The sequence below is a fragment of the Frankia sp. R43 genome, assembly GCF_001306465.1.
In the GTDB taxonomy this organism is placed as follows: Bacteria; Actinomycetota; Actinomycetes; order Frankiales; family Frankiaceae; genus Parafrankia; species Parafrankia irregularis.
This window is the reverse complement of sequence record NZ_LFCW01000015.1, coordinates 91,949-116,735: the sequence shown is the minus strand read 5'-3', so window position 1 is coordinate 116,735 and position 24,787 is coordinate 91,949. Positions and strand designations below refer to the sequence as shown.

At 72.2% G+C, this 24,787-nt stretch carries 13 protein-coding genes; 4 read left to right on the top strand and 9 right to left on the bottom strand.

The features are described from left to right. Nucleotides 1–558 precede the first annotated feature (558 nt). Nucleotides 559–1,629, top strand: coding sequence for a hypothetical protein (locus tag ACG83_RS39885; RefSeq protein WP_054571434.1), 1,071 nt, complete (start codon nt 559–561; stop codon nt 1,627–1,629). Nucleotides 1,630–1,731: 102 nt separating this feature from the next. On the opposite strand, the gene ACG83_RS39880 is transcribed toward ACG83_RS39885, so the two are convergent. Continuing rightward, nucleotides 1,732–2,598, bottom strand: a complete 867-nt coding sequence (locus ACG83_RS39880; protein ID WP_054571433.1) for a TetR/AcrR family transcriptional regulator — start codon at nt 2,596–2,598, stop codon at nt 1,732–1,734. A gap of 110 nt (nt 2,599–2,708) precedes the next feature. Between ACG83_RS39880 and ACG83_RS39875 the strand changes: the two genes are divergently transcribed. Beyond that, nucleotides 2,709–5,264, top strand: a complete 2,556-nt coding sequence (locus tag ACG83_RS39875) for an MMPL family transporter (RefSeq protein ID WP_054571432.1) — start codon at nt 2,709–2,711, stop codon at nt 5,262–5,264. Here ACG83_RS39875 and ACG83_RS39870 read toward each other — a convergent pair. From ACG83_RS39870 to ACG83_RS39845, 6 genes are all read right to left on the bottom strand, one after another. Beyond that, nucleotides 5,224–6,594 carry a glutamine synthetase family protein gene (locus ACG83_RS39870; protein WP_152991659.1) on the bottom strand — a complete coding sequence of 457 codons (1,371 nt, stop codon included), beginning with the start codon at nt 6,592–6,594 and terminating at the stop codon, nt 5,224–5,226. The genes ACG83_RS39875 and ACG83_RS39870 overlap by 41 nt on opposite strands. A 38-nt stretch (nt 6,595–6,632) precedes the next feature. Next, nucleotides 6,633–8,582: an IucA/IucC family siderophore biosynthesis protein gene (locus tag ACG83_RS39865; RefSeq protein WP_054571430.1), complete on the bottom strand. Its 1,950-nt coding sequence runs from the start codon at nt 8,580–8,582 to the stop codon at nt 6,633–6,635. Further along, nucleotides 8,579–10,126, bottom strand: coding sequence for a lysine N(6)-hydroxylase/L-ornithine N(5)-oxygenase family protein (locus ACG83_RS39860; protein ID WP_054571429.1), 1,548 nt, complete (start codon nt 10,124–10,126; stop codon nt 8,579–8,581). The genes ACG83_RS39865 and ACG83_RS39860 overlap by 4 nt, the downstream gene beginning before the upstream one ends. After that, nucleotides 10,126–12,114, bottom strand: a complete 1,989-nt coding sequence (locus tag ACG83_RS39855) for an IucA/IucC family siderophore biosynthesis protein (RefSeq protein ID WP_054571461.1) — start codon at nt 12,112–12,114, stop codon at nt 10,126–10,128. Before ACG83_RS39855 ends, ACG83_RS39860 begins: the two co-directional genes overlap by 1 nt. Before the next feature lie 143 nt (nt 12,115–12,257). Then, nucleotides 12,258–13,805, bottom strand: a complete 1,548-nt coding sequence (locus tag ACG83_RS39850) for a pyridoxal-dependent decarboxylase (RefSeq protein ID WP_054571428.1) — start codon at nt 13,803–13,805, stop codon at nt 12,258–12,260. Continuing rightward, on the bottom strand, nt 13,802–15,229 hold the full coding sequence (locus ACG83_RS39845) for a diaminobutyrate--2-oxoglutarate transaminase family protein (RefSeq protein WP_054571427.1): 1,428 nt from the start codon (nt 15,227–15,229) through the stop codon (nt 13,802–13,804). The genes ACG83_RS39850 and ACG83_RS39845 overlap by 4 nt, the downstream gene beginning before the upstream one ends. A 483-nt stretch (nt 15,230–15,712) precedes the next feature. On the opposite strand from ACG83_RS39845, the gene ACG83_RS39840 reads away from it, so the two are divergent. Next, the gene (locus ACG83_RS39840) at nt 15,713–17,149 is read left to right on the top strand and encodes a diaminopimelate decarboxylase (RefSeq protein WP_054571426.1); all 1,437 of its coding nucleotides are present in this window, start codon (nt 15,713–15,715) and stop codon (nt 17,147–17,149) included. Here the strand turns inward: ACG83_RS39840 and ACG83_RS39835 are convergent. Then, complete coding sequence (locus ACG83_RS39835) at nt 17,133–17,576, bottom strand: ATP-binding protein (RefSeq protein WP_054571425.1); 444 nt, start codon at nt 17,574–17,576, stop codon at nt 17,133–17,135. The two genes, ACG83_RS39840 and ACG83_RS39835, sit on opposite strands and share 17 nt — an antisense overlap. A gap of 84 nt (nt 17,577–17,660) precedes the next feature. Beyond that, nucleotides 17,661–19,973: a SpoIIE family protein phosphatase gene (locus ACG83_RS39830; protein WP_054571424.1), complete on the bottom strand. Its 2,313-nt coding sequence runs from the start codon at nt 19,971–19,973 to the stop codon at nt 17,661–17,663. Nucleotides 19,974–20,457: 484 nt separating this feature from the next. On the opposite strand from ACG83_RS39830, the gene ACG83_RS39825 reads away from it, so the two are divergent. Then, on the top strand, nt 20,458–24,747 hold the full coding sequence (locus tag ACG83_RS39825) for a HAMP domain-containing protein (RefSeq protein ID WP_054571423.1): 4,290 nt from the start codon (nt 20,458–20,460) through the stop codon (nt 24,745–24,747). Nucleotides 24,748–24,787 lie beyond the last annotated feature (40 nt).

Below are 24,787 nucleotides of genomic sequence, written 5' to 3'. Positions count from 1 at the left end.
TCAGCATGCCATCGTGTCGCCGAGCCGGCCTTCCCAACCGGGGCCCGACCAGCCGGGACGGCCGGGATCCACGCGGACGTGTCCGGACCCGCCGGGCGTCGTCCGGACAGCTCCCGGGTACACCGGCGAAGGGTCTGGTGTCCCGTCGTGTATCCCGTCGCGCCGGCCGGATGGGCGGCCGGCGCGACGGACGGCCGGGCGCCGGTGAACCTGGCCCGGGCCGGCGCGCCGAGCGGGCCGAAAGTGATGTTCTGGGGGACTCCTCCGGGGGAGTGACGATCCGTCGCGCAACATCCATACTTTGATCCCCGCACGCCGGCCGTGTGTTCCACGGCGGTCGGTCCCTGGGGGGATCCGCGGGTAAAGGTATGGAAAGGTGTGAAGAGGGAGGATCGCCAGCGGCGTCCGGTTGACCGGGGAGCGCCTGCCCGGAAAGCTTCGCCTGACGTGGTTCACGTGGTACGCGAACCATCAGGTGTTATGTCGGCCACGTCTGCGCGGGCGTGGTCGGACCTGGGGGGGTCTTAAGCCAAGAAAGGTCTCGAGAGAGGGGCGTCCGTGCGAACGCTCGAACCCACCACCCTCGACCTCGATGCGATCGAGGTGGACAAGCTCAACAGAGGCGTCACGCTAAGTCTGCTGATACCCGCCCGCGGGCCTGAGGCGGCGCGGGCGCTCGGGACCATCATCGCGCTCAACCGGCAACGGTGGATGCAGGAACGCAGCGTCATCGACGAGATCGGCGTAATAGTCGATCCGTCCTCGGACGGTGACGAGCACGATCTGGTGCGGATCGCGACGGAGGCGGGGGCGAGCTGGGTCGCCCGAGGCCAGTCCGTCATGGAACGGCACGCGGGGGCGGAGGACGCCGCGGCCGGTGGCAAGGCCGGTGCCATGCGCAGCCTCGCGTACCTCGCGTTCGGTAACCGGCTGATTTTCCACGACGCCGATCTTGAAAGTTATGACCCGATCACGGTCGGCGTTCTGGCGGCGGCGGCGACCGCCGGTAACGCTCCGCTATTCGTGAACGGAAGCTCGCGCAGGGTCACCGGTGACGGGCAGCCCGGCGGGCGAACGACCGAGATGCTGCGCTCGCTTCTCTCGAAGCAGCTCGCGCGTCATGTGCCGTCCATCACCCGGGCAATCCAGCCATTGATCGGGGAGTTCGTGATTGACGCCGACGTCTTTGCGTCGCTCGCGTTCTCGCGCGGTTACGGGGTGGAGACTTCCCTGAAGGTTCTCGCCCTGGACCTTCTCGACTACGCGGACTGTCTACAGGTCGAGCTGCCGATCAAGTATCAGGTTGGTCAGCACTACCACAACCTGGTCAAGCAGTTCCATGAGATCAGTTTCACAATCGATGTTCTCGAGGCCTACTTCCAGCGGCGGCGCCTCGATCCGCATGTCGCCGTCTGGCAGATTGCCGACAACTACGACCTCCTATTTCCGGGTCGTACCTATCCGCTGTACCGGCCACCCGGGTACGACGAGACCGATTTCGTCCCGCGGCTGGGCTTCTATCAGCCGCTGGCGACCTCGCCGGCCTACCAGGCGCGGCTGGGTGAGATCAAGAGTGCTCGCCGTGCCGCCCTCGACACTCTGAGTAGGAGGATGCGGACATCTGCCTGAACGTATGGCGGCAGGTCTGACCCGGCGGGGGTAGCAACGTCGCCAGACGGTGGCAACACCGCCGGAGCGGAGCCGCCCGCGCCGCTCCTGCGAGCGGTGTGGTCAGGCGGGCGGTAGAAACCGCGGCGCCGCTCGGCCGGCACCGGGCGGCGCCGCGCCGGCACCGGGCGGTGCCGCGCCGGTGCCGAGTTCGAACACGCCCTCACCGATGCCGGCCGCGACCCGGTCGGCACGGTCGATCACCTCGGCGAAGTCGACGGGTATCTGGCACCCGACCCGCACCAGCGCACCGATCATCTGCTGGTCGAAGAGCTCACCCGAGCCCCGGAGCGGCTCCGGGAGGTGACCGAACAGATCCAGCGCCAGCAGCCCGTGCAGCTGGGTCCACACCAGCATGCAGGCGGCATCGGCGACCGGGCCGAGGCCGGAGTCGTCGCAGTCCCACGCCTCGAACTGCCGGCGGAGGTTGGGTGACAGCTCGGCCTCCAACCCGCTCGGATCGAAGACGCCGGCCTCGATCGCCTCGGCCATGCACCGCAGGAGCACGGCGACGGACCGTTCGAGCTCGTCGAGCACTGCGGTCGACGGGTCGGTCAGGTCGTCGGGCTGCGGACCGAAGATCAGCGTGTATTCCGTCGGGTTCAGCATCGCCCAGCGCCGGTGGGAGCGGGCGACCAGCAGCCAGCGCACCATGTGGTCGTCCGTCGGCGCGGCGTCGAAGGCCGCCTCCAGCACGTCGGCGAGGGAGCTGTAGGCGTCCTGCGCCAGCACGTGGATCAGTGCGGCCCGGCTGTCGAAGTACCGGTAGATCGCGGACGGCGTCATCCCCATCTCGCGTGCCACGGCCCGCAGCGAGAGGCCGGCCGCACCGTGCTCGGTCAGCTGTTTGTGGGCGGCCTTCTTGATCTCCTCGATCGTTGTCTGGCGGAGGCGCTCGCGACGGGGGACTGGACGAGTCACAGTCGCCATGCTGCGGCCAGACTGCGATCGGTGTCAACTTCCAAGAACAAGGGTCTTGACAGAGAACGGTGTTCGCGAACACTGTTCTCTCAAGAGATCGCTTCTCTCGGGAGGGTCCCGTGTTCACCGCTGTAGCGAAGATCGTCACTCGCCGGCCGCGTCTCGTCCTGTTGCTCACCCTCATCGCACTGCTGGGCGCCGGTGCGCTTGGCCTCGGCGCGTTCGGCAAGCTCGAATCAGGCGGGTTCGACGATCCGGCGTCCGCCTCCAGCCGAGCCGCCGACCTCGTCGACGAGCGCTTCGGCGGGGAGCCGAACCTCGTCCTGCTCGTCACGGCCCGCCCCGACATCACCGGCCAGACTCAGGCCGGGCAGGCCGTCGACGACCCGGCGGTGGCGGTGGCCGGGCGCGAGCTGGCCGCCGATCTGGCCGCCCAGCCCGGGGTCACCAACGTGTCGTCCTACTGGACGGGCGCGCCACCGCTTAAATCCGACGACGGCCGCTCCGCGCTGGTCATCGCCAGCGTGGACGAGGACCATGCCAGCGACCTGGTCGCCCGCTACGAGGACGCCTACGAGGCCGGCCGGGTGCCAGGGGGCGACGCCGACTCGCCGGTCACCGTGCGCCCGGGCGGTGCGGCCACCGTCGGCGAGGACATCAACGGCCAGGTGGGCGCCGATCTCGCGGTGGCCGAGGCGATCGCGATCCCGATCACGACCGTGCTCATGATCATCGCCTTCGGTGGCCTGGTGGCCGCGCTCCTGCCGCTGGGCATCGGGCTCATGGGCATCCTGGGCGGCTTCGCCGTGCTGTCGGTGGTGGGCAGCCTCACCGACGTGTCGATCTTCGCGGTGAACCTCACCACGGCGCTCGGCATGGGTCTCGGCATCGACTACGCCCTGCTCATGGTCAGCCGTTTCCGTGAGGAGCTCGCCGCCGGCCGGGACCGGGCCGAAGCTGTCGCGGTGACGGTCCGCACCGCCGGGCGGACCATCCTCTTCAGCGGCGCGACGGTGATCGTCGCGCTCGCCGTGATGCTGGTCTTCCCGCCCTACTTCCTCAAGTCCATGGCCTACGCGGGGATCGCGGTCACGGCGGTCGCCGTCTTCGCCGCCGTGGTCGTCCTGCCAGCCGTGCTGATGCTGCTCGGGCCGAAGGTGAACGCCCTGCGGGTGGGTGGCCTGCTCGGCTTCCTGCGCCGCCGCCGGGCGGCCGGGACGTCCGCGGGTGCCGAGGGCGGCGCGGACGCTGCCGCCGGGAACGCGCCTCGGGAGACCGTCGAGTCGCCGTTCTGGCGGCGGGTGGCCACCATGACGATGCGCCGGCCCCTGCTGGCCGGGCTGCCGGTCATCGCCCTGCTCCTCGTCCTCGGCGCCCCGTTCCTGCACGTCGAGTTCGGCACGCCGGACGACCGGGTGCTGCGCGCCGACAACTCCAGCCGCGCGGTCGGAGACGTCATCCGCGGCGACTTCTCCTCCAACGACGCCGGGGCGATCGTGGTGGTGGTGACCGGTCCGGCCGAGGCCACCGGTCCGGACGAGATCGCCGACTACGCGGCCGCGATCTCGAAGATGGACGGTGTCGCCCGGGTCGACAGCGCCGCCGGCGTGCTGGTCGACGGCCGGACCGTGGTGCCGCCCGGTGCGTCCACCGAGCGCTACTCGGCCGAGAACGCCTCCTACCTGCGGGTGGTGCCCTCGGTGGAGCCGCATTCGGCGCAGGCACAGGAGCTGGTCCACCAGGTCAGGGACCTCGCCGCTCCGGCCGGCACCGAGGCGCTGGCCGGCGGCCCGCCGGCGGTGCTCGTCGACGGCAAGGCCACGATGGCCAGCCACCTGCCGCTGGCCATCGGGCTCATCGCGCTGACGACCTTCGTCCTGCTGTTCCTGTTCACCGGCAGTGTGGTGCTCCCGCTGAAGGCGATCGTCCTGAACGGGCTGACGCTCACCGCCGTGTTCGGCGTCGCCGTCTGGATCTTCCAGGACGGCCATCTCGCCTCGTGGCTGGACTTCACCCCGGGCACGCTCGACACGTCGATGCCGGTGCTGCTGTTCTGCATCGCGTTCGGGCTGAGCATGGACTACGAGGTCTTCCTGCTCTCCCGGATCAAGGAGGAGTACGACGCGGGCGCGTCGAACACCGAGGCGGTCGCCGCCGGCCTGGCCCGCACCGGGCGTCTCGTGACGACGGCGGCGGCCCTGCTCGCGGTGACCTTCATCGCCTTCTCCACGTCCTCGGTCCGCTTCATGCAGATGTTCGGGCTGGGCACGGCGCTGGCGATCCTGCTGGACGCCTCCCTGATCCGCGGTGTGCTGGTGCCGGCGTTCATGCGGGTCGCCGGGCAGGCGAACTGGTGGGCACCGAAGCCGCTGCGCGCCCTGCACGCCCGCATCGGGCTGAGCGAGGCCGGCCCGGCCGGGAGCACCGTCGCGGTGCCGTCGGCCACTGTGTCGTCGGCCACTGTGTCGTCGGCCACTGTGCCGTCGGCCACGGTGGCGTCGGCCACGGTGGCGTCGGCCACGGTGGCGTCGGCCACGGTGCCCGCCGACGGGACACCGTCGGACGGGCCAGCATCCGACGGGACACCTTCCGGCCGGGTCCCGGCCGACCGGGCGCCGTCAGGTGGCGAGGGTGTCAGAACCGCTCAAAGCAGCGCCGGCGTTCCCAGTCCGTGACGGTTCGTTCGTAGCCGGCCAGCTCGACCTGCGCCGCGTAGGCGAGATGATCCACCACCGGCTGCCCGAAGGCGGCCCGGGCGACGGCGCTTTCCCGCCACGCCCGGGCCGCTTCGCGCAGTGAGGTGGGCAGCCTCGGGACGTCGTTCGCCGCGAAGGCGTTCCCGACCCGCGGCGGCTCCAGCGGCAGTCGATGCTCGATGCCGTACAGCCCGGCTGCGATCATCCCGGCGACGGCGAGGTAGGGGTTCGCGTCGCCGCCGGGCACCCGGTGCTCGATCCGCAACGAGCCCCCGGAGCCCACCACCCGCACCGCGCACGTGCGGTTGTCGTACCCCCAGGAGATTCCGGTCGGCGCGAAGGCGCCGGGAGCCAGCCGCTTGTAGGAGTTGACGGTCGGCGCGTACAGGAGGGTGAGCTCGGCCAGGCAGGCCAGCTGCCCCGCGACGAACCAGCGCATCAGCTCCGACATCCCGCCGCTGCCGCCGCCTCCGTGTTCGCCCGAGTTCTCGCTCTCGCCCGTGGCGGCGGCGAGGACGAGGCCGCCCTGCGAGGTGCGCAGGGACAGATGCACATGGCAGGAGTTCCCCTCGCCCTGGTCGTACTTGGCCATGAAGGTGAGCGCCCGGCCCGCCGCACCGGCGATCTTCTTCGCGGTGGTCTTGTAGAGCACGTGCTGGTCGCAGGTGCGCATCGCCTCGTCATAGCCGAAGACGATCTCGTACTGGCCGCGATGAACCTCGGCACGCGCGGATTCCACCCGGGCGCCCGCCACCGCCATCGCGGTGCGGATCGAGCGGACGAGATCGTCCAGGCGCTCGGTGCCGGCGAGCGCGTAGTCGATGTTGTAGGTGCTGGCCGGCGTGAGCCGGGTGTAGTCCCGGCGGGCGGCGTCGCGGTAGTTCTCCTCGAACACCAGGAACTCCGGCTCGGTGCCGGCCAGCGCACACAGGCCCAGGCCGGCCAGCCGGTCCAGCTGCCGGCGCAGCACCGTCCGCGGCGCGACCTCGACGGTGGAGCCGTCCGGCCAGAGCGCGTCCGCGATCACGATCGCCGACTGGGGCCGCCACGGCGCGCGGCGCAGCGTCGCCGGGTCGGGGATCAGCCGCAGATCCCCGAAACCGCCCTGCCAGGGGTCGTAGGCATAGCCGGGCCCGGTCTCCATCTCGACGTCGACCGCATAGAGATAGGTGCACGCGCCGACGCCGTCGCCGCCCAGCAGCCGCTCGCGGAAGTACTCCGGCGACAGCGTGGTGCCGAGCAGCCTGCCCTGCAGGTCGGGCGCGGCGACGATCACCTCGTCGACGCTGCCGTCGGCAAGCAGTGCCATCGCCTCCGGCGCAGGGGGCGGGGGACTCCCGGCCGCTGTCAACGCCCATCTCCGAGCGGTTCGCCGTCGCCGGATGGCTCACCGCCGGATGGCTCGCCGTCGCCGGATGTGCCGGTGGCCACGAGCGGGTTGGCGACCATGCCGTGCAGGACGTCGAACTGGGCGTCCCGGCCGGCACGCTCGTGGAAGCCCGCCCCCGACAGCTGCTCGCGGTTCAGGCAGACCCGGTCGAACGACGGGGCCAGCAGGTCGATCAGCGCGAAGCGGTCGGCCAGCTCCGGATGCGCCTGCTGGTAGTCGAGCACGGCATCCCGCACCATCGCCCAGAACTGTGGTTCGGCGATCCCGAGGTGATCCTCGACGACCACCGAGAAGTACCGGAAGTGGCCGGCGAACACGGCGGAGAGCACCGAGTGGGCGAGCATCCGGGCCGGCCAGTGGCGGCACAGCGCGCTCGCGCCGCCGTCTGTGGCGGCGCGCTGCGGGAAGTCACCCTCGACCAGGTCGATGTCGGCCCCGAAGTCCTTCACCGCGATGCGCCGCGGCACGTCGTCGGCGTCGAACACACAGATCACGTTCTCGCCGTGGGGGGTGAAGGCCACTCCGTACACGTACAGGTAGTGCAGCAGCGGTGGGAGCAGGGCGTGCAGGAACGCGGCGAGCCACCGGGCGGCGGTCAGCCCGGACCGGTGCACCAGCTCGGCGGCCAGCGCGCGGCCGTCCGACCCGATGGTGAGCAGCGCGGCCATCGTCCGGGCTCGTTCGCCCGGGGCGAGGAAGGCGATGACCGGCTCCCGCCAGAGCACGCCGAGCAGCTCGTGCAGGCGGTAGGGGGCGTCCGCCAGCGCGTCGAAGGCGGGATGCGCCACGGTCGCACCGGCGACCTCCGGCAGGGGGATCACACCCATGGCCCGCAGCTGCGGATCCTGCCGAGCCAGTGACGTCAGCCACGAGGAGACCACGGGACCCGCCTTCGCGTCCTCCGCGGACATCCCCCGCCACACCAGGGTGTTGCGGATCATCAGGGCGAGCTTGACGTCGCGCCCGCCCACCGTGTCGATGTTCGCCACCGTGCGGACGGACTGCAGTGGCAGGTAGCGGTCCGGTGCCTCGCCCAGGTCGACGAGGGCCCCGGTGGCCAGCTCGCCGGCGAACAGAGTGGTCACCACGTTCTCCCACTGCCATGGATGGACCGGCAGCCACACGTACCGCGCCGCCAGCGCGTCCGCGTCAGCGGAGCTGGTTCCCCCGGTGCACCCGGCGCGGATCAGCGCCGCGGTCAGCGCCGCGGTGAACTCCGCCCGGGTCGCGGCCGACAGCTCGCGGTCGTACAGGTCGGACGGCGTCAGCCCGGCCTGCGTGACGAGCAGCCCCAGAGCCGGCTCGGCGGCCACCCAGCGCAGCCGGAACGGGACGCCCGACTCCGGCGCGTAGCGGGCCGCGTCGGCCACGCCGAAACCGAGCCGGCCCTTGTTCGCGGCCAGGCAGGGATGACCGGCCTGGCGCCCCTCCAGCTCCAGGTGGGACAGCCCGGCCAGCCGCGCCGCGGGCAGCGCCCCGCGCAGGATCTCCACATCCGCGCGCTGGGTCGCCGTCACCTCGCGTACGACATCGGCGAGGACGTCGCCGGACCACCCCAGCAACGCCTGCGCGTCGAGCAGGAACCGGACCGGGTCGTCGGCCGGCTCACCGCCGCGGCGCAGGGTCGAGGCCGCCGGCCACCAGGTGCCGAAGGTGCCCCGCCGGGCCGTGAACGTGTAGGCCACCGCACCGCACTCGATCCGGTAACGCGCGGGTGCGCCCCGTCCAGCGACCACCGTGCGCGGAGCAGCTGCGGGCGGCGGCGTGGCAGTGGGCGGCACGGCGTGTGTGGTGGGGACGAGCAGTTCCTCGTAGGCCAGCTCGGCGATCAGCCGGGACAGCAGCGCGCGGCCCGCGGTGCGCCACAGCTCGGCCTGTGTCGGCTCGACCTGCTCCGGCCCCGTCACCGGCCCGCTCCGCCTGCCTCGGCGGGCTGGACGGGGATGGAACCCGTGGCCACCCCGGCTGCCCCGGCTGCCCCGGCTGCCCCGGCTGCCGCGGCGTCCGGGGCTCCATCCGGCGCGGCGGCTCGCGGTGGCTCGGGAGCGCCGAACGTGGTGAAGGCGGTGGGCGGAGGCAGCCGGTGCGCCCGCCCGCCGGTCAGGTCGTCGAGGATGACCGCGGCCCGCCAGGCGCCCAGCCCCAGATCGGGCGCGCCCACCCCGTGCGTGTGCAGCTCGGCGTTCTGGACGTAGATCCGTCCCGTGACCTCGGCCGCGGTCGCGAGGCGGTACCGGTCGTCCACCCGGAAGCGGCCGCCGGGGTCGAGGTGCAGCAGCCCGCCGACCGGGTCGAGCAGCGTCGGCCGGCGCGGTGCGTAGCCGGTGGCGAGGACGACCGCGTCGGTGTCGACGGTGAACTCGCGGTGCTGGGCGCGGTGCCGGCACCGCAGGCGCAGGGCGTGCGCGTGATCCGCGCCGGGCTGGCTCACCGCCTCCACGGACACGTTCGGCAGCAGCAGCGCGTCCGCGTCGGTGCCGCCGATGCTGCGCTCGTAGAGCAGGTCGTAGATCTCGCCGATGGTCTGCGCGTCGATGCCCTTGTAGAGCTGCCACTGGCCGGGCACGGTGGCGTCCTTCGTCGGCTGGTCGAGCCCGTGGAAGTAGCGCACGTAGTCCGGGGTGAACTGTTCCAGGCCCAGCTTGGAGTACTCCATCGGCGCGAACGCGGGGGTGCGGGTGATCCAGGCCAGCGACTGCCCGGTCGAGGGCTGGGCGCGCAGCAGCTCCGCGAACACCTCGGCGCCGGACTGCCCGGAACCGACGACCGTGACGTGCCGGGCCCCGGCCAGCTGGTCGCGTTGCCCGCGGAAGTCGGCCGAGTGGAACACCCGCCGGCCGCGCACGCCGGCGAAGGCCGGCGGGACGACCGGCTCGGTGCCGAGGCCGAGCACGAGGTTGCGGGCGGTGAGCACGCGGGGCGCGGACTCGTCCGGGCCGCCGGCGATCTCGCGCGGGCCGCTGGCGGGGTCACGCGGGCCGCCGGCTGTCGGGCCGCCGGCTGTCGGGCCGCCGGCGTGCGGGCCGCTGACCGTCACCTCGAACAGCTCGCTGCCCGGCCGCCAGCGCACCGCATCGACCCGCGCCCCGAACCGGGTGGATCCGAGCGACTGCGCGACCCACCGGCAGTAGTCGTCGTACTCGCGCCGCGGCAGGTGGAACCGCTCGTAGAAGTAGAAACGGAACAGGCGGTCGTGTTCGCGCAGGTAGGACAGGAACGACCACCGGCTGGTCGGGTCGATCAGGGTCACCAGGTCGGCGAGGAAGGGAACCTGCAACGTGGTGCCGTCCAGCAGCAGCCCCGGATGCCAGTGAAAGGCGTCCTGCTGTTCCAGGAAGACGGCCCGCACGCCCGGCACGCCGTCGGCGAGCGCCGCCAGCGACAGGTTGAACGGGCCGAGTCCCACCCCGAGCAGGTCGAACGGCTCGGGGGCCGTGGCGGAGGGTGACATCAGGGACGGACCTCCACGATCGGATTGGGGATCTCCACGTAGATCGACTGGGAGGTCACGGGGCCGACCAGCTCGTCGCGGCCGTCGACGCAGGTGCGCAGGTTCGCCTTGCAGGGCAGGGTCGGGGCGTCCAGCAGGCGGTTCAGCAGCGCCCGGCCCCGCCGTGCCCGCCCGCCCGGGCCGCAGCGGGCACGGACCAGCTCCGCGCGCAGCTGTGCGAGCAGTACCCGTTCGTCCGCGATCCCGGCGGCGCCGAGCGCGCCGATGACGGCTAGGGCGTTGTTCACCACTGTGTAGTAGATGAGGCGCTGCTCGACCAGGGCGTCGTCGAAGACGGCGGGCAGCCCGTCCCCGAGGCCGGGGACCTCATGCCGCGCGGCCTCGGCGCGGGAGGCGGCCAGGTAGTAGCCCTGGCTGTCCCGGAACCATCCGGTGACCGGCCAGCCCTGGTCGTCAAGGGTGACGACGGTGTTCTGCAGATGGGCCTCGAGGCCGACGCCACGGCGCAGGTAAAGATCGAGCACGGGCAGGATGAGTACCCGCAGGTACTGGCCGTACCACTCGCCCGCCACTGTCGTCGTCGCGTGGCTGGCCACCGCCGAGCCGGTCGGCTCCGAGCCGGCCGCGGCCGGGCGGGTCGCGGCCGTTCCGCGGCGGGTGAGGTTCGTGATGATCTCGGCGAGCATCGACCGCCGTGACCGGTCGGGCGCCCCGGGGGCGAGGTCGGGGCGGTCGGCGATCAGCGCGGCGGCGCACACCGCCCGGTCCCCGGCCCCGAACGGGTTGGTCCGCAGCGCGCATTCCAGCCCACCGGGCAGCACCGCGGCCCACGACGGCTCGGAAAGGAGCCGGAATTCCGGATGGTGGCGGCCAAGCCATTCGTCCAGGGCCAGCCGGGCGTACCGGGCCATCTCCGCGCCGAGGGCGAGCTCGTCGGTGTGCAGCTCCCGGCGGGAGTTGGTGATCCGCATACCGAGGGAGAGCTTGAGCATGACCGGCGCGTCCGGCCGCCACACCGTGCGCAGCGACGATGTGGGGAACCAGGGTCGCCCGGACGGACCGAGATCCACCAGCTGTCCGTCGTCGAGCAGCCGGGCGAGCTCCGGGCGGTCGCCGACGGTGCGCGCCTGCCAGGGATGGGCGGGCAGCAGCAGGTATCCCGGCGGTGCCACCGGGCCGGTACCCGTCCCCCTCCCGCTCTCGTTCCCGTTCCCGGTTTCCGTCCCGGCCTCGGCCCGCAGCGACGCGAGCGTTCGGGCCGGGTCGGGTCCGCCGTGGCGGACGATGTTCGGATGCGCCGCGAACCAGTGCAGCCGGAACGCCCCGTGCAGCTCGGGCGAGTACCGCGCCGTCTCGGCGGCCGAGGCCTCGCCCCGGTTCTTCGCGGCCGGGTGAAACGGATGGCCGGTGATCAGAGCACGTTCGGCCACGAGAAACGGTGCGCGGTTCGCGGCGTTCCCGGCCGGCACGCGGGCGGGCTCGCGGGCCGACCGATCCGCGGGCTCGCCGGGCGCCGACGCGCTGGCCGCTGACGCGCTGGCCGCTGACGCGCTGGCCGCTGACGCGCTGACCGCCGTCGCGGCGGCGGGCTCACCGCGACGGAAGGCGATGATCCGGGTGATCCACTCCGCCGAGTCGAGGATGCGCGCCAGAGCACCGCGCGCGGCGCCGGGGGGCAGTGCCGCACCGGCGGCCACCTCCCGGGTCAGGAGCGCGGCGAGCAGGCCAGCGTCGAGCAGCCCCGCGTCGGGCCGGCCCGCGTCGATCGGCGTGCCGTGCAGACGCGGCGGGCCGAAGCGGTGCCAGCCGGTCGGAGACCGGTAGGTGATGTCGAGGTCCAGTGCCAGGCCGGTCGCGGGCAGCGGCAGCCGGAGCGCCGGGCCGGTCGGCGCTCCCGCCTGGGCGCCGAGCTCCCTCAACCAGCACCGGAGCAGGACCTCGGTCACGACCTCGTCCGCCTCACCCGCCGCGGCACCGGCCGGGCCCATGTCTGCCGGGCCAATGACTGCCGGGGCCGCGGCTGCGGGGCCGGCCCCGGCCCCGGCCACACCGGGGCTTGCCGGGTCTGGGCGGATCGGGCCGGGGGCGGGGGCTTCGGCGGTCCTTTCGGCGATCGTCCGCTTCGCGATGGTCAATGCGGTGCCTCGGCCGCGATGCGGTCTCCGGTGGCGGCGACGAGCGCGAGCAGCGCGGAGACGTCGGCGGCGGTGGCCGCCGGGTTCAGCAGGGTGAGCTTGAGGTGGACGGCGGCCTCGGGGCCGGCGGTCGTCCGCCCCACGACCGCCGCGCCGTCGTCGAGCAGGCGGCTACGGATCGCGGCGTTCAACCGGTCGAGCCGGGTGCCCTCCTCGGTGCCGGTGCCGGTGCCGGCCGGGACGTACCGGAACAGCACGGTGCTGAGGGTGACCGGCGCGGCGAGCTCCAGCCGAGGGTGGTCGGCGATGACGTGCGCCGCGTGCTCGGCGAGGTCGTGGCAGGCGTCCACCATCGCCCCGAGGCGCTCTCGGCCGAGCGCGCGGAAGGTCACCGCGATCTTGAACGCGTCCGGCCGGCGGGTCGTTCGCAGCGATCGCCCCAGCAGGCTGGTGTATCCCGCGGTGGTCTCATCGGCCGGGTTGAGGTAGGCGATCTCGGCTTCCAGCCGGCTCCAGCCGCGCCGTGACGGGGTGAGGAAGACTCCCGCGGGTGCCGGCTGCCAGCCCAGCTTGTGCAGGTCGAGCGCGACGGAGTCGGCCTGGTCCAGGCCCGTGAGGCGGCCGGCGAGCCGGCGGGAGAACAGGGCGCCGCCGCCGTGCGCGGCGTCCACGTGCAGCCAGCTCGGCGCCGGGTGGCTGCGCACCAGATCGGCTATCTCGGCCAGCGGGTCGATCGCGCCGGCGTCGGTGGTGCCCGCCGTCGCGACGACGAGGACGGGGCCGTCGTGCCGGGCCAGCGCGGCCCGCAGCACCTGGACGTCCATGCGGTACGCGGCGTCGACCGCGACCGGGACGACCTTCGTGAGCCCGAGCAGCTCGGCACCGCGCCGAACCGAGTGGTGGCCGGCCGCCGAGCACAGGACGGGAACCGGACCCGCGCTGCCACCGCGGCCGGCCCGCCCGAGCTGGGCCCGTGGCCCGGGCCGGCCGTGATGGGCTCTCGGCCCGCTCCGGCCCCGGGCTCGTGACCGGACCGCCGCCTGCCCGGTGGTGTGGCTGCCGAGCAGCAGGCCCATCAGGTTGGACTCGGTGCCGCCGGTGGTCACGGTGCCCACGGCGTGCGTCGGGTCGAACCCGACGAGCTCGGCCAGCGCGGCGACCACCTCCAGCTCGATGGTCGTGCCGGCGGGGGCCTGGTCCCAGGAGTCCAGCGACGGGTTGAGCGTGCTCACCGCGAGGTCGGCGGCCACGGCCACAGCCAACGGTGGGCAGTGCAGATGGGCGGCGCAGAACGGATCCGCGGGATCGGCCGACCCCGCGGTCAGCATGCGGGTGAGCCCGCCGAGCGCCGCGGCCTCACCGTCGCCCGTTCGGGGCAGAAGCGGCCCTGGCCCGAGCGCGTCGAGTGTCGCCTGCCGGACCGCGGCCGGCCCACCGGCGGGCAGCGGGCCGCCGCGGTCCCGGCGGCCGGCGTCGAGGGCGTCCAGCGTGACTCGTAGCAGCGCGCGCAGATCGTCCGCGGGTTGGTGACCCGGCCCCGTCATCCCATCCTCTCTGCTGCGCCGGAAAGTTTGGGCGAGCCGGACAGTGCGATGGCGTCGGCCAGGATCTCCAGCGCGAGGTCCGCCTCCTCGTCGGTGATGGTCAGCGGCGGCAGCAGACGGAGCACGGCGTCATGGCGGCCGCCGAGCTCGATGATCAGGCCACGGTCGAGGCACGCGGATCTGATCGCCGCGGCCCGAGCGGCATCCGGGGGCCGAGCGCCGGTCCGGTCCGGCTCCCGGTGCGGGTCGACGATCTCGACGCCGAGCATCAGGCCGCGGCCGCGCACGTCACCGACGATCTCGGTGCTCCGGGCGATGTGGTTCAGACCGGCCAGCAGCCGGTCACCGACCACGGCCGCGCGATCGCTGAGCCCGTGGTCCCGCACCAGCCGCAGGGTGGCCAGCCCCGCCGCCATCGCGAGCTGGTTTCCGCGGAAGGTGCCCGCGTGCGCTCCCGGCGCCCAGACGTCCAGGTCGGCGCGGTAGGCGACGACGGCCAGCGGCAGCCCACCGCCGATCGCCTTCGACATCACGAGCATGTCGGGCACCACGCCGGCCCGTTCGCAGGCCCAGAAGGTGCCGGTGCGCCCGACACCCGTCTGGACCTCGTCCACGATGAGCGGGATCCCGCGGCGGCTGGTCAGCTCGCGCATCGCCCGTAGCCACCCGTCAGGGGCCGGAACGACGCCGCCCTCCCCCTGCACCACCTCGAGGATCATCGCGGCCGGGCTGGTGATGCCGCCGCAGGGGTCGTCGAGCAGCTGCTCGACATAGTGCGCGGAGATCTCCGCGCTGGCGGCGCCGCCCACACCGAACGGGCACCGGTACGGGTAGGGGAAGGGCAGCCGGACGACCGACGCTGCTGTCGGCAGCGGCTCCTTCACCGGCACGTTGCCGGTCACGGCGAGTGCTCCGGCTGTCATCCCGTGGTACGCACCGGTGAACGCCAGGACGTTCTGGCGCCCGGTGACGGTGTAGGCGAGCTTGAGCGCGGCTTCGACGGCATCGGCGCCGGTCGGCCCGCAGAACAGCAGCTTCGGGTCCTCGCGCAGCCCGGCGGGCAGCGTGTTCGCCAGTTCCTCGGTGAAGGCGTCCTTCTGCGGGGTGGCGATGTCGAGGACGTGCAGGGGCGCTCCGGAACGCAGGACGCGCTCGATCGAGGCTACGACCGCCGGGTGGTTGTGCCCGGTGGCGAGGGTGCCGGCTCCGGCGAGGAAATCCAGGTAACGCCGCCCGTCGGCACCGGTGATCCAGGACCCCGCGGCGCTTGTCGGAACGATCGGGAGCGATCGTGCGTAGGTGCGGGCGGCGGATTCACGGGTGGCCTGCCGCGCCAGGATCGCCGCCGCGGCCTTGGGATCCGCATTGTTGGGACCTGCTCCGCCGGTACTGGCATCGATGTCGGCCGGTGAGATTGTCGTCACGGCGACTTCCCTTCGAGCGGACCGGATCAGGGAAGCCTAACCTCAATGAGTCCCGATCTCCGGCCAGTGGACGCGCCGAGCTCTTCCTCACTGTTGAACTCTGGTGCACCCCTCGCATCGGGGTGTTGTCTCCCTTACGGCTGCCGACTGTCGGGGTGGGGCGCTGGCCGTGCTCCCCATGTGGGCTTTTTGCGGCTGGGCTTCCTCGGTGGGTTTCGTGCATGGGCTTCGCCCGCGGCTTCCCGTCCGACTCCCCGCGCGATCGTTGCCCACCGTGATACTACGATCGCAAATGGGCGAGGTGGAGCGGTTCCGTGGATGTCGGCATCGTTTCGGTGCGGTTTCTGTTTCGTGACCTCGTCTCCCCGTCGGGTGGCCGGGCGTGCCTGCACTCGACCTGGGCATGACGGCTGGCTTCTGATCCGGGTCGGGCGAGGCTCGGGCAACGCGCATGCTTTGCCGCCGCGTCGTACATTTCGGGCTGTGCTGGATCTTCCGATCTCGGCGGCGCCACTGCGCGCCCTCGGCCTGGACCGGTTGCCCCCGGCTGTGATCGAGCACGTGCGGGCCTGGCCCGGTGGCGGCCGGCAGCTCGGCGGTGGCGCGGAGTCCGGTGTTGACGCGGAGCCCGAGCTCAGCGCGTACCTCTACGCGCCGGCTGTGGCGGAGCGGGCCGCCGTCGACCTGCGTCGCCATCTGCCGCCGTGGGCGCAGCTGTACTTCGCGGTCAAGGCCAACTCCTTCCCGCCGGTGCTCGACGCGCTGCTGGCCGGCGGTCGTGGGGTCGACGGGTTCGAGATCTCCTCGGCGCGTGAGCTCGCGCTCGCGACCGATGCCCTGGGCCGCGCGGGTCAGCCACCCCAGCCCCAGCCGCAGCCGCCGCCCCAGCCGCTGCCGGCGCCCCTGCCCCGGCTGGTGGCGTCGGGCCCGGGAAAGTCCCTGAGCCTGCTGCGGGCCCTCCTGGACCCCGCCGCGGGTGAGACGTCGGGAACCGTCGACGTCGTCAACGTGGAGAGCCCTCTGGAGCTGTTGCGGATCGATGCGGTGGCCACCCGGGCCGGCCGCCGTGCCGCGGTCGCGCTGCGGGTGAACCCCGCCCGGGTCGGGCTCGCCGGCTCGTTGCGGATGGGTGGGCGTCCGAGTGCCTTCGGGATCGAGGAGCGGGAGGTGCCGGGCGCGGTCGAGCTGGCGCGCTCTCTGCCGGGGATCGATCTGGTGGGCTTCCATGTGCATGCCGTCTCGGGAAACCTCGACGCGGCCGCGCACCTGGAGTACGTGCGGTGGTGTCTCGACTTCGCCGTCCGGCAGGCGCACGAGGGCCGCTTCGACCTGCGGGTGGTGGACGTCGGCGGTGGTCTCGGTGTGCCCTTTGAACCGGACCGGCGGGGCGAGCGTCCGTTCGACCTCGATCTTTTCGGTGATGGCCTGGCCCGGCTGCGCCCGCCGACGGACGTCCGAGTGATCTTCGAGCCTGGCCGGATGCTGGTGGCCGACTGTGGCTGGTACGCGGCCGAGGTGACCGACGTCAAAAAGGTGCACGGTGAGGCTTTTGCGGTGCTTCGGGGCGGTATCAACCATTTCCAGCTGCCGACCTCCTGGGAGATCGTGCACAACTTCGCCGTGGTGCCCCGCGAGAGCTGGCCGGTGGGCTGGCCCCGGCCCGAGGTGGCCGCCGGCCCGGTCACCGTGGTGGGCGAGCTGTGCACTCCCGAGGACACGCTGGCCCGGGACGTGACCGTCGACCGCCTGCGGGCCGGCGACGTCGTGGTCTTCCCGATGGCCGGTGCCTACGGCTACGAGTTCGCCATGCACGAGTTCCTCGGCCACCCCCGGGCGGCCCGCATCGTCCTGCCGCCGCCAGCTCCGGATCGGTCGGCCTCGGATCAGTCGGCCCGCGATCCGTCTACTCCGACCGGATGACCGGCAGGTCGAACCAGAGGTACTTGCCGGACTCCACGGAGACGGCGCCCCAGCTGCCGGCCAGCGCGTCGAGGACCAGCAGCCCGCGGCCCCCCTCGGAGTCGGCGTCGATCACACGGCGGTGCGGCAGCGTCGTCGACGTGTCGGACACCGAGGCGTGGACGAGGCCCGGCCGCAGCTCGACGAGCAACCACACCGGCGGACTGCCGTACTTGACCGCGTTGGTGACGAGCTCGCTCACCAGCAGCTCGGCCGTGGCCCGGCTGTCGTCCGGCAGGTCGGTCAGCCCGAGGCACTCCCGCAGCACCCGCCGTGCCTGCGGCACGGCGGACGGGAGGTAGGGCAGCTCCGCGACGATGTGCGTGGCCGGCGGACGGCACGGACCCGTCTGCTGGACCACACTCATCGGAACCGATGTAGAACTCATCGATCACCACGTCTTGAACGGGGACATCTCGCACTGTTTACCCATCAGGCGGCAGCGCAATCCAGGTGCCCGGGGGTCAAAGGCTCAGTCGGCCACCCGGGCGACGAGAATCGCCACATCATCGCGCAGATTGCCACCCGCGAACCGTTCTGCCGCGGACAGCACCCGGTCGGCCACCCCCTGTGCGGAAAGGCCGTGGCAGCCGGCCACCGCGTCGACCAGCCGTTGCTCCCCGAACAACTCCCGCCCCTGCCTGGCCTCGACGACGCCATCCGTGTAAAGCACGAGGGACTCGCCCGCCTGTAGCTGCAGCTCCAGGCCCGGGAAGGAGATCTCGTCGTCGTCGAGCACACCCAGCAGGGTGCCGGCCAGGCCGACGAGGGACGCTGATCCGTCCTGGTGCAGGACCACGGGCTGGGGATGACCGGCCAGGTGCAGGTGGAACCGGGCGTTGCCGCCCGCCAGCGGAAGCATCGAGGCGGCGGCCATCGTGCAGAAGCGGGCGTTCCCGGCGGTGGCGGTGTCCCGCAGCGCGCGGTTGAGCTCGAGCAGCAGCTCCTCCAGCGCCGCGCCCCGGCCGGTGAGCAGCCGCAGCACGGCGCGGGCGACCCCGGTGACGGTCGCGGCCTCCGCTCCCTTGCCGCAGACGTCGCCGATGGCCACGGTCCAGCCGTTCGGACCGTGGATCAGGTCGAAGAAGTCCCCACCGACGTCGAGCCCGGCGGACTGCGCGGCCCCGTAGGCGGAGCCGAGATCGATCCCCGGGATGTTCGGCAGCGCCGGCGGGCGCAGGCCGGCCTGCAGGGTGCCGGCGAGCTCCACCTGGCGGCTGTACAGCCTGGCGTTGTCGACCGCGAACGCGGCCCGGCGGGCCAGGTCCGCCAGCAGATCCATCTCGTCCGCGAGGAACGCGTGGCCGGGGGCGCGACCGAGCGCGAGCACGCCGAGCACGCGCCGCCGCGCCTGCAGGACGACGACCAGGGCGGGCCCGCCGAACGCGGTCACCATCTGGACCTGGTCGCCGCGCGCGGCGCGCACCGCGGCCATCAACGCGCCGTCCGGGTCGACCGCGGCCCGGGTGAGCGCGGCCGTCTGGGACTCCTCGGCGTGCCCGAACGCCTCCAGCGTGGGGTTCGCGCCCTCGTGGTTGAGGTAGACCGCGCACCACTGCGCCAGCCGGGGTACCGGAAGCCGGGCCAGCAGCGCGAGCGAGCGGGCCAGGTCCAGATTGCCCGCCAGCAGATCCGATGCCTCGGCGAGGAAGGAGAGCATCCCGATGCGGCGTTCCTCGGCCCGCCGCATGTCGCCGCCGCCGAGAGCGAGGGCCATCCAGCGCGAGACGAGCTGGACGCGCTCGACGTCGAAGCCGTCGTGCCCTTCCGAGTGCCCTTCTGCGCGCCCTTCCGGGTGGCTGTCCGCAGGCCCACCGGCGCCGCTGGCGGTGCCGTCGACGGAGGGCCAGAGCAGCAGCTCGCCCAGGCTGTCCTGGGTCGGGTCGAGGGGAAACACCCGTGCCTGTGCGTCCGCGCCGGCGCGGCCCATCGCCGCGACGGTCTCCACCCGAACGCCGTCCGCGGCGGGGCGCCGCACCATGCCGCCGCTGGCGGGCAGGGCGTCGAGAAGCTGGGCGAGCAACTCGGACACCTCGCCCTCGGCGCTCAGCGCACGGGCGGTGTCGCGGGCGATCAGCCGGGGCAGCCTGGGCGGGACGCCTGCGGAACCCGGGTTGGACGGCGCGACGACCGCGGCGCCCTCCGTGGCCTTGGCGCCCTCCGCGCCCTCCGTGGTCCTCGTGCCCTCCGCGCTCGGCGCGTTCCCGGCGTCTGCCGTGCTTTCCGCGCCCTCCGCGCCGCGCGCGGCACCGGGTGGCACGCGTTCCGGTGGCTGTGCGGAGGCGGCGGCCGTCAGCCGGAACCAGACGGTCTTCCCACCGGCGACATGCTCGGTGCCCCAGGAGCTGGCCAGCGCATCGACCAGCGCGAGGCCGCGGCCGTCCTCGCGCAGGCCCTCGAGCCCGTCGGGCCTGCCGTCAAGGTCCTCCAGGCCCAGCCCGTCGAGGCTTTCGAGGTCGTCGGGCCCGGCTGGCCGGGGCCGCACCACCTGCGTCTCGCGGCGACCGACGCCGATGCGGACCGGATGGCGGTCGCTGACGCTGACGCGCACGCCCGCGGACTCCAGCGCGATGCCGACCGTCGCGACCGTCCCCGCGTGCACGACCACGTTGGTGACCAGCTCGGTGACCAGGAGCAGTGCCGAGTCGAGGGTGTCCTCGTCGAGATTGCCGCGCAGGACGTCCTGCACGAAGCGCCGGGCCGACCGCGGAGAGTCAGCAGTCGGTGGCAGTTCGACAGAGCGCGGGGGCGCGACCCGGTCTCCGGCCGCTGGGTCGGCGTTCATGTGGCTCAGTCTCTCCTGCGTCGTCCTCGGTAAGGCGGATACTGGCGGCTGATGTGCCTGCTTCGAGCGTTCCTGGCCCGAAGTTGCTCAGGCGGGGACAAAAGTCCACAGCGGGACCACAGTTCGGACCGATCAGACGACACCAGCACACCTCCGTCCCATGGCCACATTCCGCATCGTCGTCGGCTACACGCCTACCCACGCACCGATCTCGACCACACCATCGTCAGTCACCCTGGAACCCGGGCCAACGGATGTCGACCGCTGGGCCGAACGGGCCACCGACAGGGCCCGGTGGCACCACCTGTGCGCGGACCGGCCATGCACCCGCCCGTCAGGCGCCAGACCAGCCATGCATCGCGGACCCGCTGCCGCGCACCGGCCACGCGGCCCGAGCCACCCGGCCGCCACCGCTTGCCCCAGGCCGCCCGTGGGTGGCTCGTAGCCCTCATAATTCCACCGTCACAGGCAAGGTAGGAGACTGATGAGCGCCGACGTGAGCCCCGACCGCCAGCAGTCGTCCGAGCATGGCGGGGATGCCGGCGGTCCGCCCGCGGGCGCCACCGGCACCCTCGCGACGGGCGACACCACCAACGGGTCGGTCAACGGCTCTGCCCACAGCGCCCCGGCGCCTCCTGGCCCCGCCTACGGCGCGGGCACGGTCGGAGGTGGCTCCGGGAGCGTCGCCGGGGGCGTGGAGGCGTTGCTGCCAGGCCTGCTCGCGGGGCTCGACCGGCTGGTCGACGGTGACTTCGGTGTCCGGCTCCCGATCGGTGACGGTGTCGGTGGCGACGTGGCCCGCCGGTTCAACGAGCTCGCCGGCATGCAGGAGCGGCACGCACGTGAGGTTTCCAGAGTCTCCAAGGTGATTCGACGTGACGGTCGTCTCACCCTGCGGATGGACGACCTGGGTGGCAGCGGTGGCTGGGACGAGCTCACCCAGTCGGTGAACTCGCTCATCGACGATCTGGCCCGGCCCACCCACGAGGTCGCCCGGGTCATCGCCGCGGTGGCCGAGGGTGATCTCTCCCAGCAGATGGCGCTGGAGATCGCCGGCCAGCCGGTGCGCGGTGAGTTCCTCCGCATTGGCACGACCGTGAACACGATGGTCGACCAGCTGTCGTCGTTCGCGGACGAGGTCACCCGGGTGGCCCGCGAGGTCGGTACCGAGGGCAACCTCGGCGGTCAGGCCAAGGTCATGGGTGTCTCCGGGGTGTGGCGGGATCTCACCGAGTCGGTGAACTCGATGGCCGGCAACCTGACCAGCCAGGTTCGCAACATCGCCCAGGTGACGACCGCCGTCGCGCAGGGCGACCTCTCGCAGAAGATCACCGTGGACGCCCGCGGCGAGATCCACGAGCTGAAGTCGACCGTGAACACGATGGTCGACCAGCTCTCCGCGTTCGCCGACGAGGTCACCCGGGTGGCGAAGGAGGTCGGCACCGAGGGCAAGCTCGGCGGTCAGGCCAAGGTCATGGGCGTCTCCGGGGTGTGGCGCGACCTCACCGACTCGGTGAACATCATGGCCGGCAACCTGACCACCCAGGTGCGCAGCATCGCCGAGGTCGCGGCCGCGGTGGCCCGGGGTGACCTGACCCGGCAGATCACCGTGGACGCCCGCGGCGAGGTCGCGGGGCTGGCGCACACCCTGAACACGATGGTGGACCAGCTGTCGTCGTTCGCGGACGAGGTGACCCGGGTCGCCTGGGAGGTGGGTACCGAGGGGAACCTGGGTGGCCAGGCGCACGTGCGGGGTGTGTCGGGGGTGTGGCGGGATCTCACCGAGTCGGTGAACTCGATGGCCGGCAACCTGACCAGCCAGGTCCGCAACATCGCCCTGGTGGCGACGGCGGTGGCCCGCGGCGACCTCTCGCAGAAGATCACGGTCACCGCCCAGGGCGAGATCCTTGAGCTCAAGGAGACCCTGAACACGATGGTGGACCAGCTGTCGTCGTTCGCCGACGAGGTCACCCGGGTCGCCCGCGAGGTGGGTACCGAGGGGAACCTGGGTGGCCAGGCGCACGTGCGGGGTGTGTCGGGGGTGTGGCGGGATCTCACCGAGTCGGTGAACTCGATGGCCGGCAACCTGACCACCCAGGTCCGCAACATCTCGGCGGTGACGACGGCGGTCGCCCGCGGCGACCTCTCGCAGAAGATCACGGTGACCGCGCAGGGCGAGATCGCCGAGCTGAAGGACACCGTCAACACGATGGTCGACCAGCTCTCCTCGTTCGCGATCGAGATCACCCGGGTCGGCCGGGAGGTGGGCGTCGAGGGCAAGCTGGGCGGCCAGGCCACGGTCGCCGGCGTCGCCGGCACCTGGCGGGACCTCACCGACAACGTCAACCAGCTCGCCACGACCCTGACGATCCAGCTGCGCGCGATCGGCGACGTTTCCACGGCGGTGACCCGCGGTGACCTGACCCGCTCGATCACGGTCGAGGCCGAGGGCGAGGTCGCCGAGCTCAAGGACAACATCAACCAGATGATCGCCCGGCTGCGGGAGACCACCGAGGTCAACGCCCAGCAGGACTGGCTGAAGTCGAACCTGGCCCTCATCGGCAGCAAGATGCAGGGCCAGCGCGACCTCTACACGGTCTGCCAGATGATCATCAGTGAGATGACCCCGGCGGTGAACGCCCAGCAGGGCACCGTCTACCTGCTCGACTTCATCGAGGGCGACAAGCTGCGCTACGTCGCCGGCTACGGGTCGGTGCCGCGGCGCCGCTCCGACGGCACGTTCCTGTTCGGCGAGGGGCTGATCGGCCAGGCCGCGCTGGAGAAGAAGCGCATCCGGGTCGAGGACGTCCCGGCCGGCTACCTCAACATCCGCAGCGGCCTCGGTGAGGCGCCACCATGTGACCTCGTGGTGGTCCCGGTCATCTTCGAGAACCAGGTGCTCGGCGTCATCGAGCTGGCGTCCTTCACCCCGTTCTCCGACCTGCACCTCACCCTCGTCGACCAGCTCGTCGACACCATCGGCGTCGTCCTGAACACGATCATGGCGAACGCCCGGACGGAGGAGCTGCTCGCCCAGTCGCAGCGCCTCACCCAGGAGCTGCGCTCCCAGTCCGTCGAGCTCCAGCGCACCAACAACGAGCTGGAGGAGAAGGCGGCGCTGCTGGAGGAGAAGAACACCGAGATCGACATGGCCCGCATCGGCCTGGAGGAGAAGGCCGAGCAGCTGGCACTGTCGTCGCAGTACAAGTCCGAGTTCCTGGCGAACATGAGCCACGAGCTGCGGACCCCGCTGAACAGCCTGCTCATCCTGGCGAAGCTGCTGGCCGACAACCCCGACCACAACCTCAGCCAGAAGCAGATCGACTTCGCCGAGACGATCCACTCCGCGGGCTCGGAGCTGCTCGGTCTTATCAACGACATCCTCGACCTCTCCAAGGTCGAGGCCGGCAAGATGAACGTCGACGCCGGTCCGGTGCGCACCGCGGCCCTGTGTGACGCCGTCGCGGGAGTGTTCGGGCCCACCGCGGAGGAGAAGGGCCTCACCTTCGAGATCAGCGTCGCGAGCGACGTCCCGGAGGAGTTCGTCACGGACGAGCAGCGCATCCAGCAGGTGCTGAAGAACCTGCTGTCCAACGCCGTGAAGTTCACCGACTCCGGCACCGTGCGCCTGGACGTGTCCGTCGCGTCGCCCGACACCCCGTTCGTCGCGCCGAGCCTGCGGTCGGCGCCGATGGTGCTGTCCTTCGCCGTCAGCGACACCGGGATCGGCGTCGCCGCCGAGAAACTGAGGATGATCTTCGAGGCCTTCCAGCAGGCGGACGGCACGACGTCCCGCCGCTACGGCGGCACCGGTCTGGGACTGTCGATCAGCAAGGAGATCGCCCGCCTGCTCGGCGGATCGATCGCGGTGTCCAGCCAGATCGGCCAGGGCAGCACGTTCACGCTGTTCGTCCCGTCGGTGATGCCGGCCGAGGTACCGGCCGTCGTGATTCCCGGCGAGCCGGACGGCGTTCTCATGATCGTCGAAGGTGCGGGTGGAGCCCGGTCCCGCCTGGAGGCGGGCGGTGACGGACGAGGCCCGGGGCTGGCCGGGGCCGAACTGGCCGCGCCGGATCGCCGGCAGGGCTCGGGGTTCGTCACGGCGGGCTCCTTGGCGGAGGCGGGGCCGCGGTCGGGGTTGGGCTCGGCGTCGGGGTCGGGGCGCACCGGCGTGGGGTTGGCGGGGGCGGCCGGGCCGACGGCGCCCGGGATGGGTTCCGCGCCGAACGCCGAGGGCTCGAGGCAGGTCGGGAGGTCGCGGGTCGGGGAGCGTACGCTGTGGTCAAGCCGGGCTTCTGAGGGGAACGCCGTGGACCCGCGCTCGGACGAGGGCACACCGTTCCTCACCGACCCGTCGGCGGTGGCTCGGCCGCCCTCCGCGAACCTCGACAGCTCCGATCCGCTCGTGGGCGCCTCCGTGCTGGTGGTAGATGACGATGTCCGCAACGTGTTCGCGCTGACCAGCGCACTGGAGATGCACGGGATGCGGGTGCTCTACGCTGACAACGGCCATGACGCGATCCGGACGCTCCAACAGGACAGCGCGCCGGTGCACCTCGTGTTGATGGACGTCATGCTCCCCGGCATGGACGGCAACGAGACGACATCCGCGATCCGCGCGATGCCCGCCTTCGCACCGCTGCCGATTCTCGTGCTGACCGCGAAGGCGATGCCCGGTGATCGGGAGAAGAGCATTTCGGCCGGGGCGACGGACTACATCACCAAGCCCGTGGATCTCGATCACCTCCTCGGAGTGATGCGGTCACATCTGTGATGATCAGATCGCGTATGGTGCGCATTCGGGTAAGCGTCGA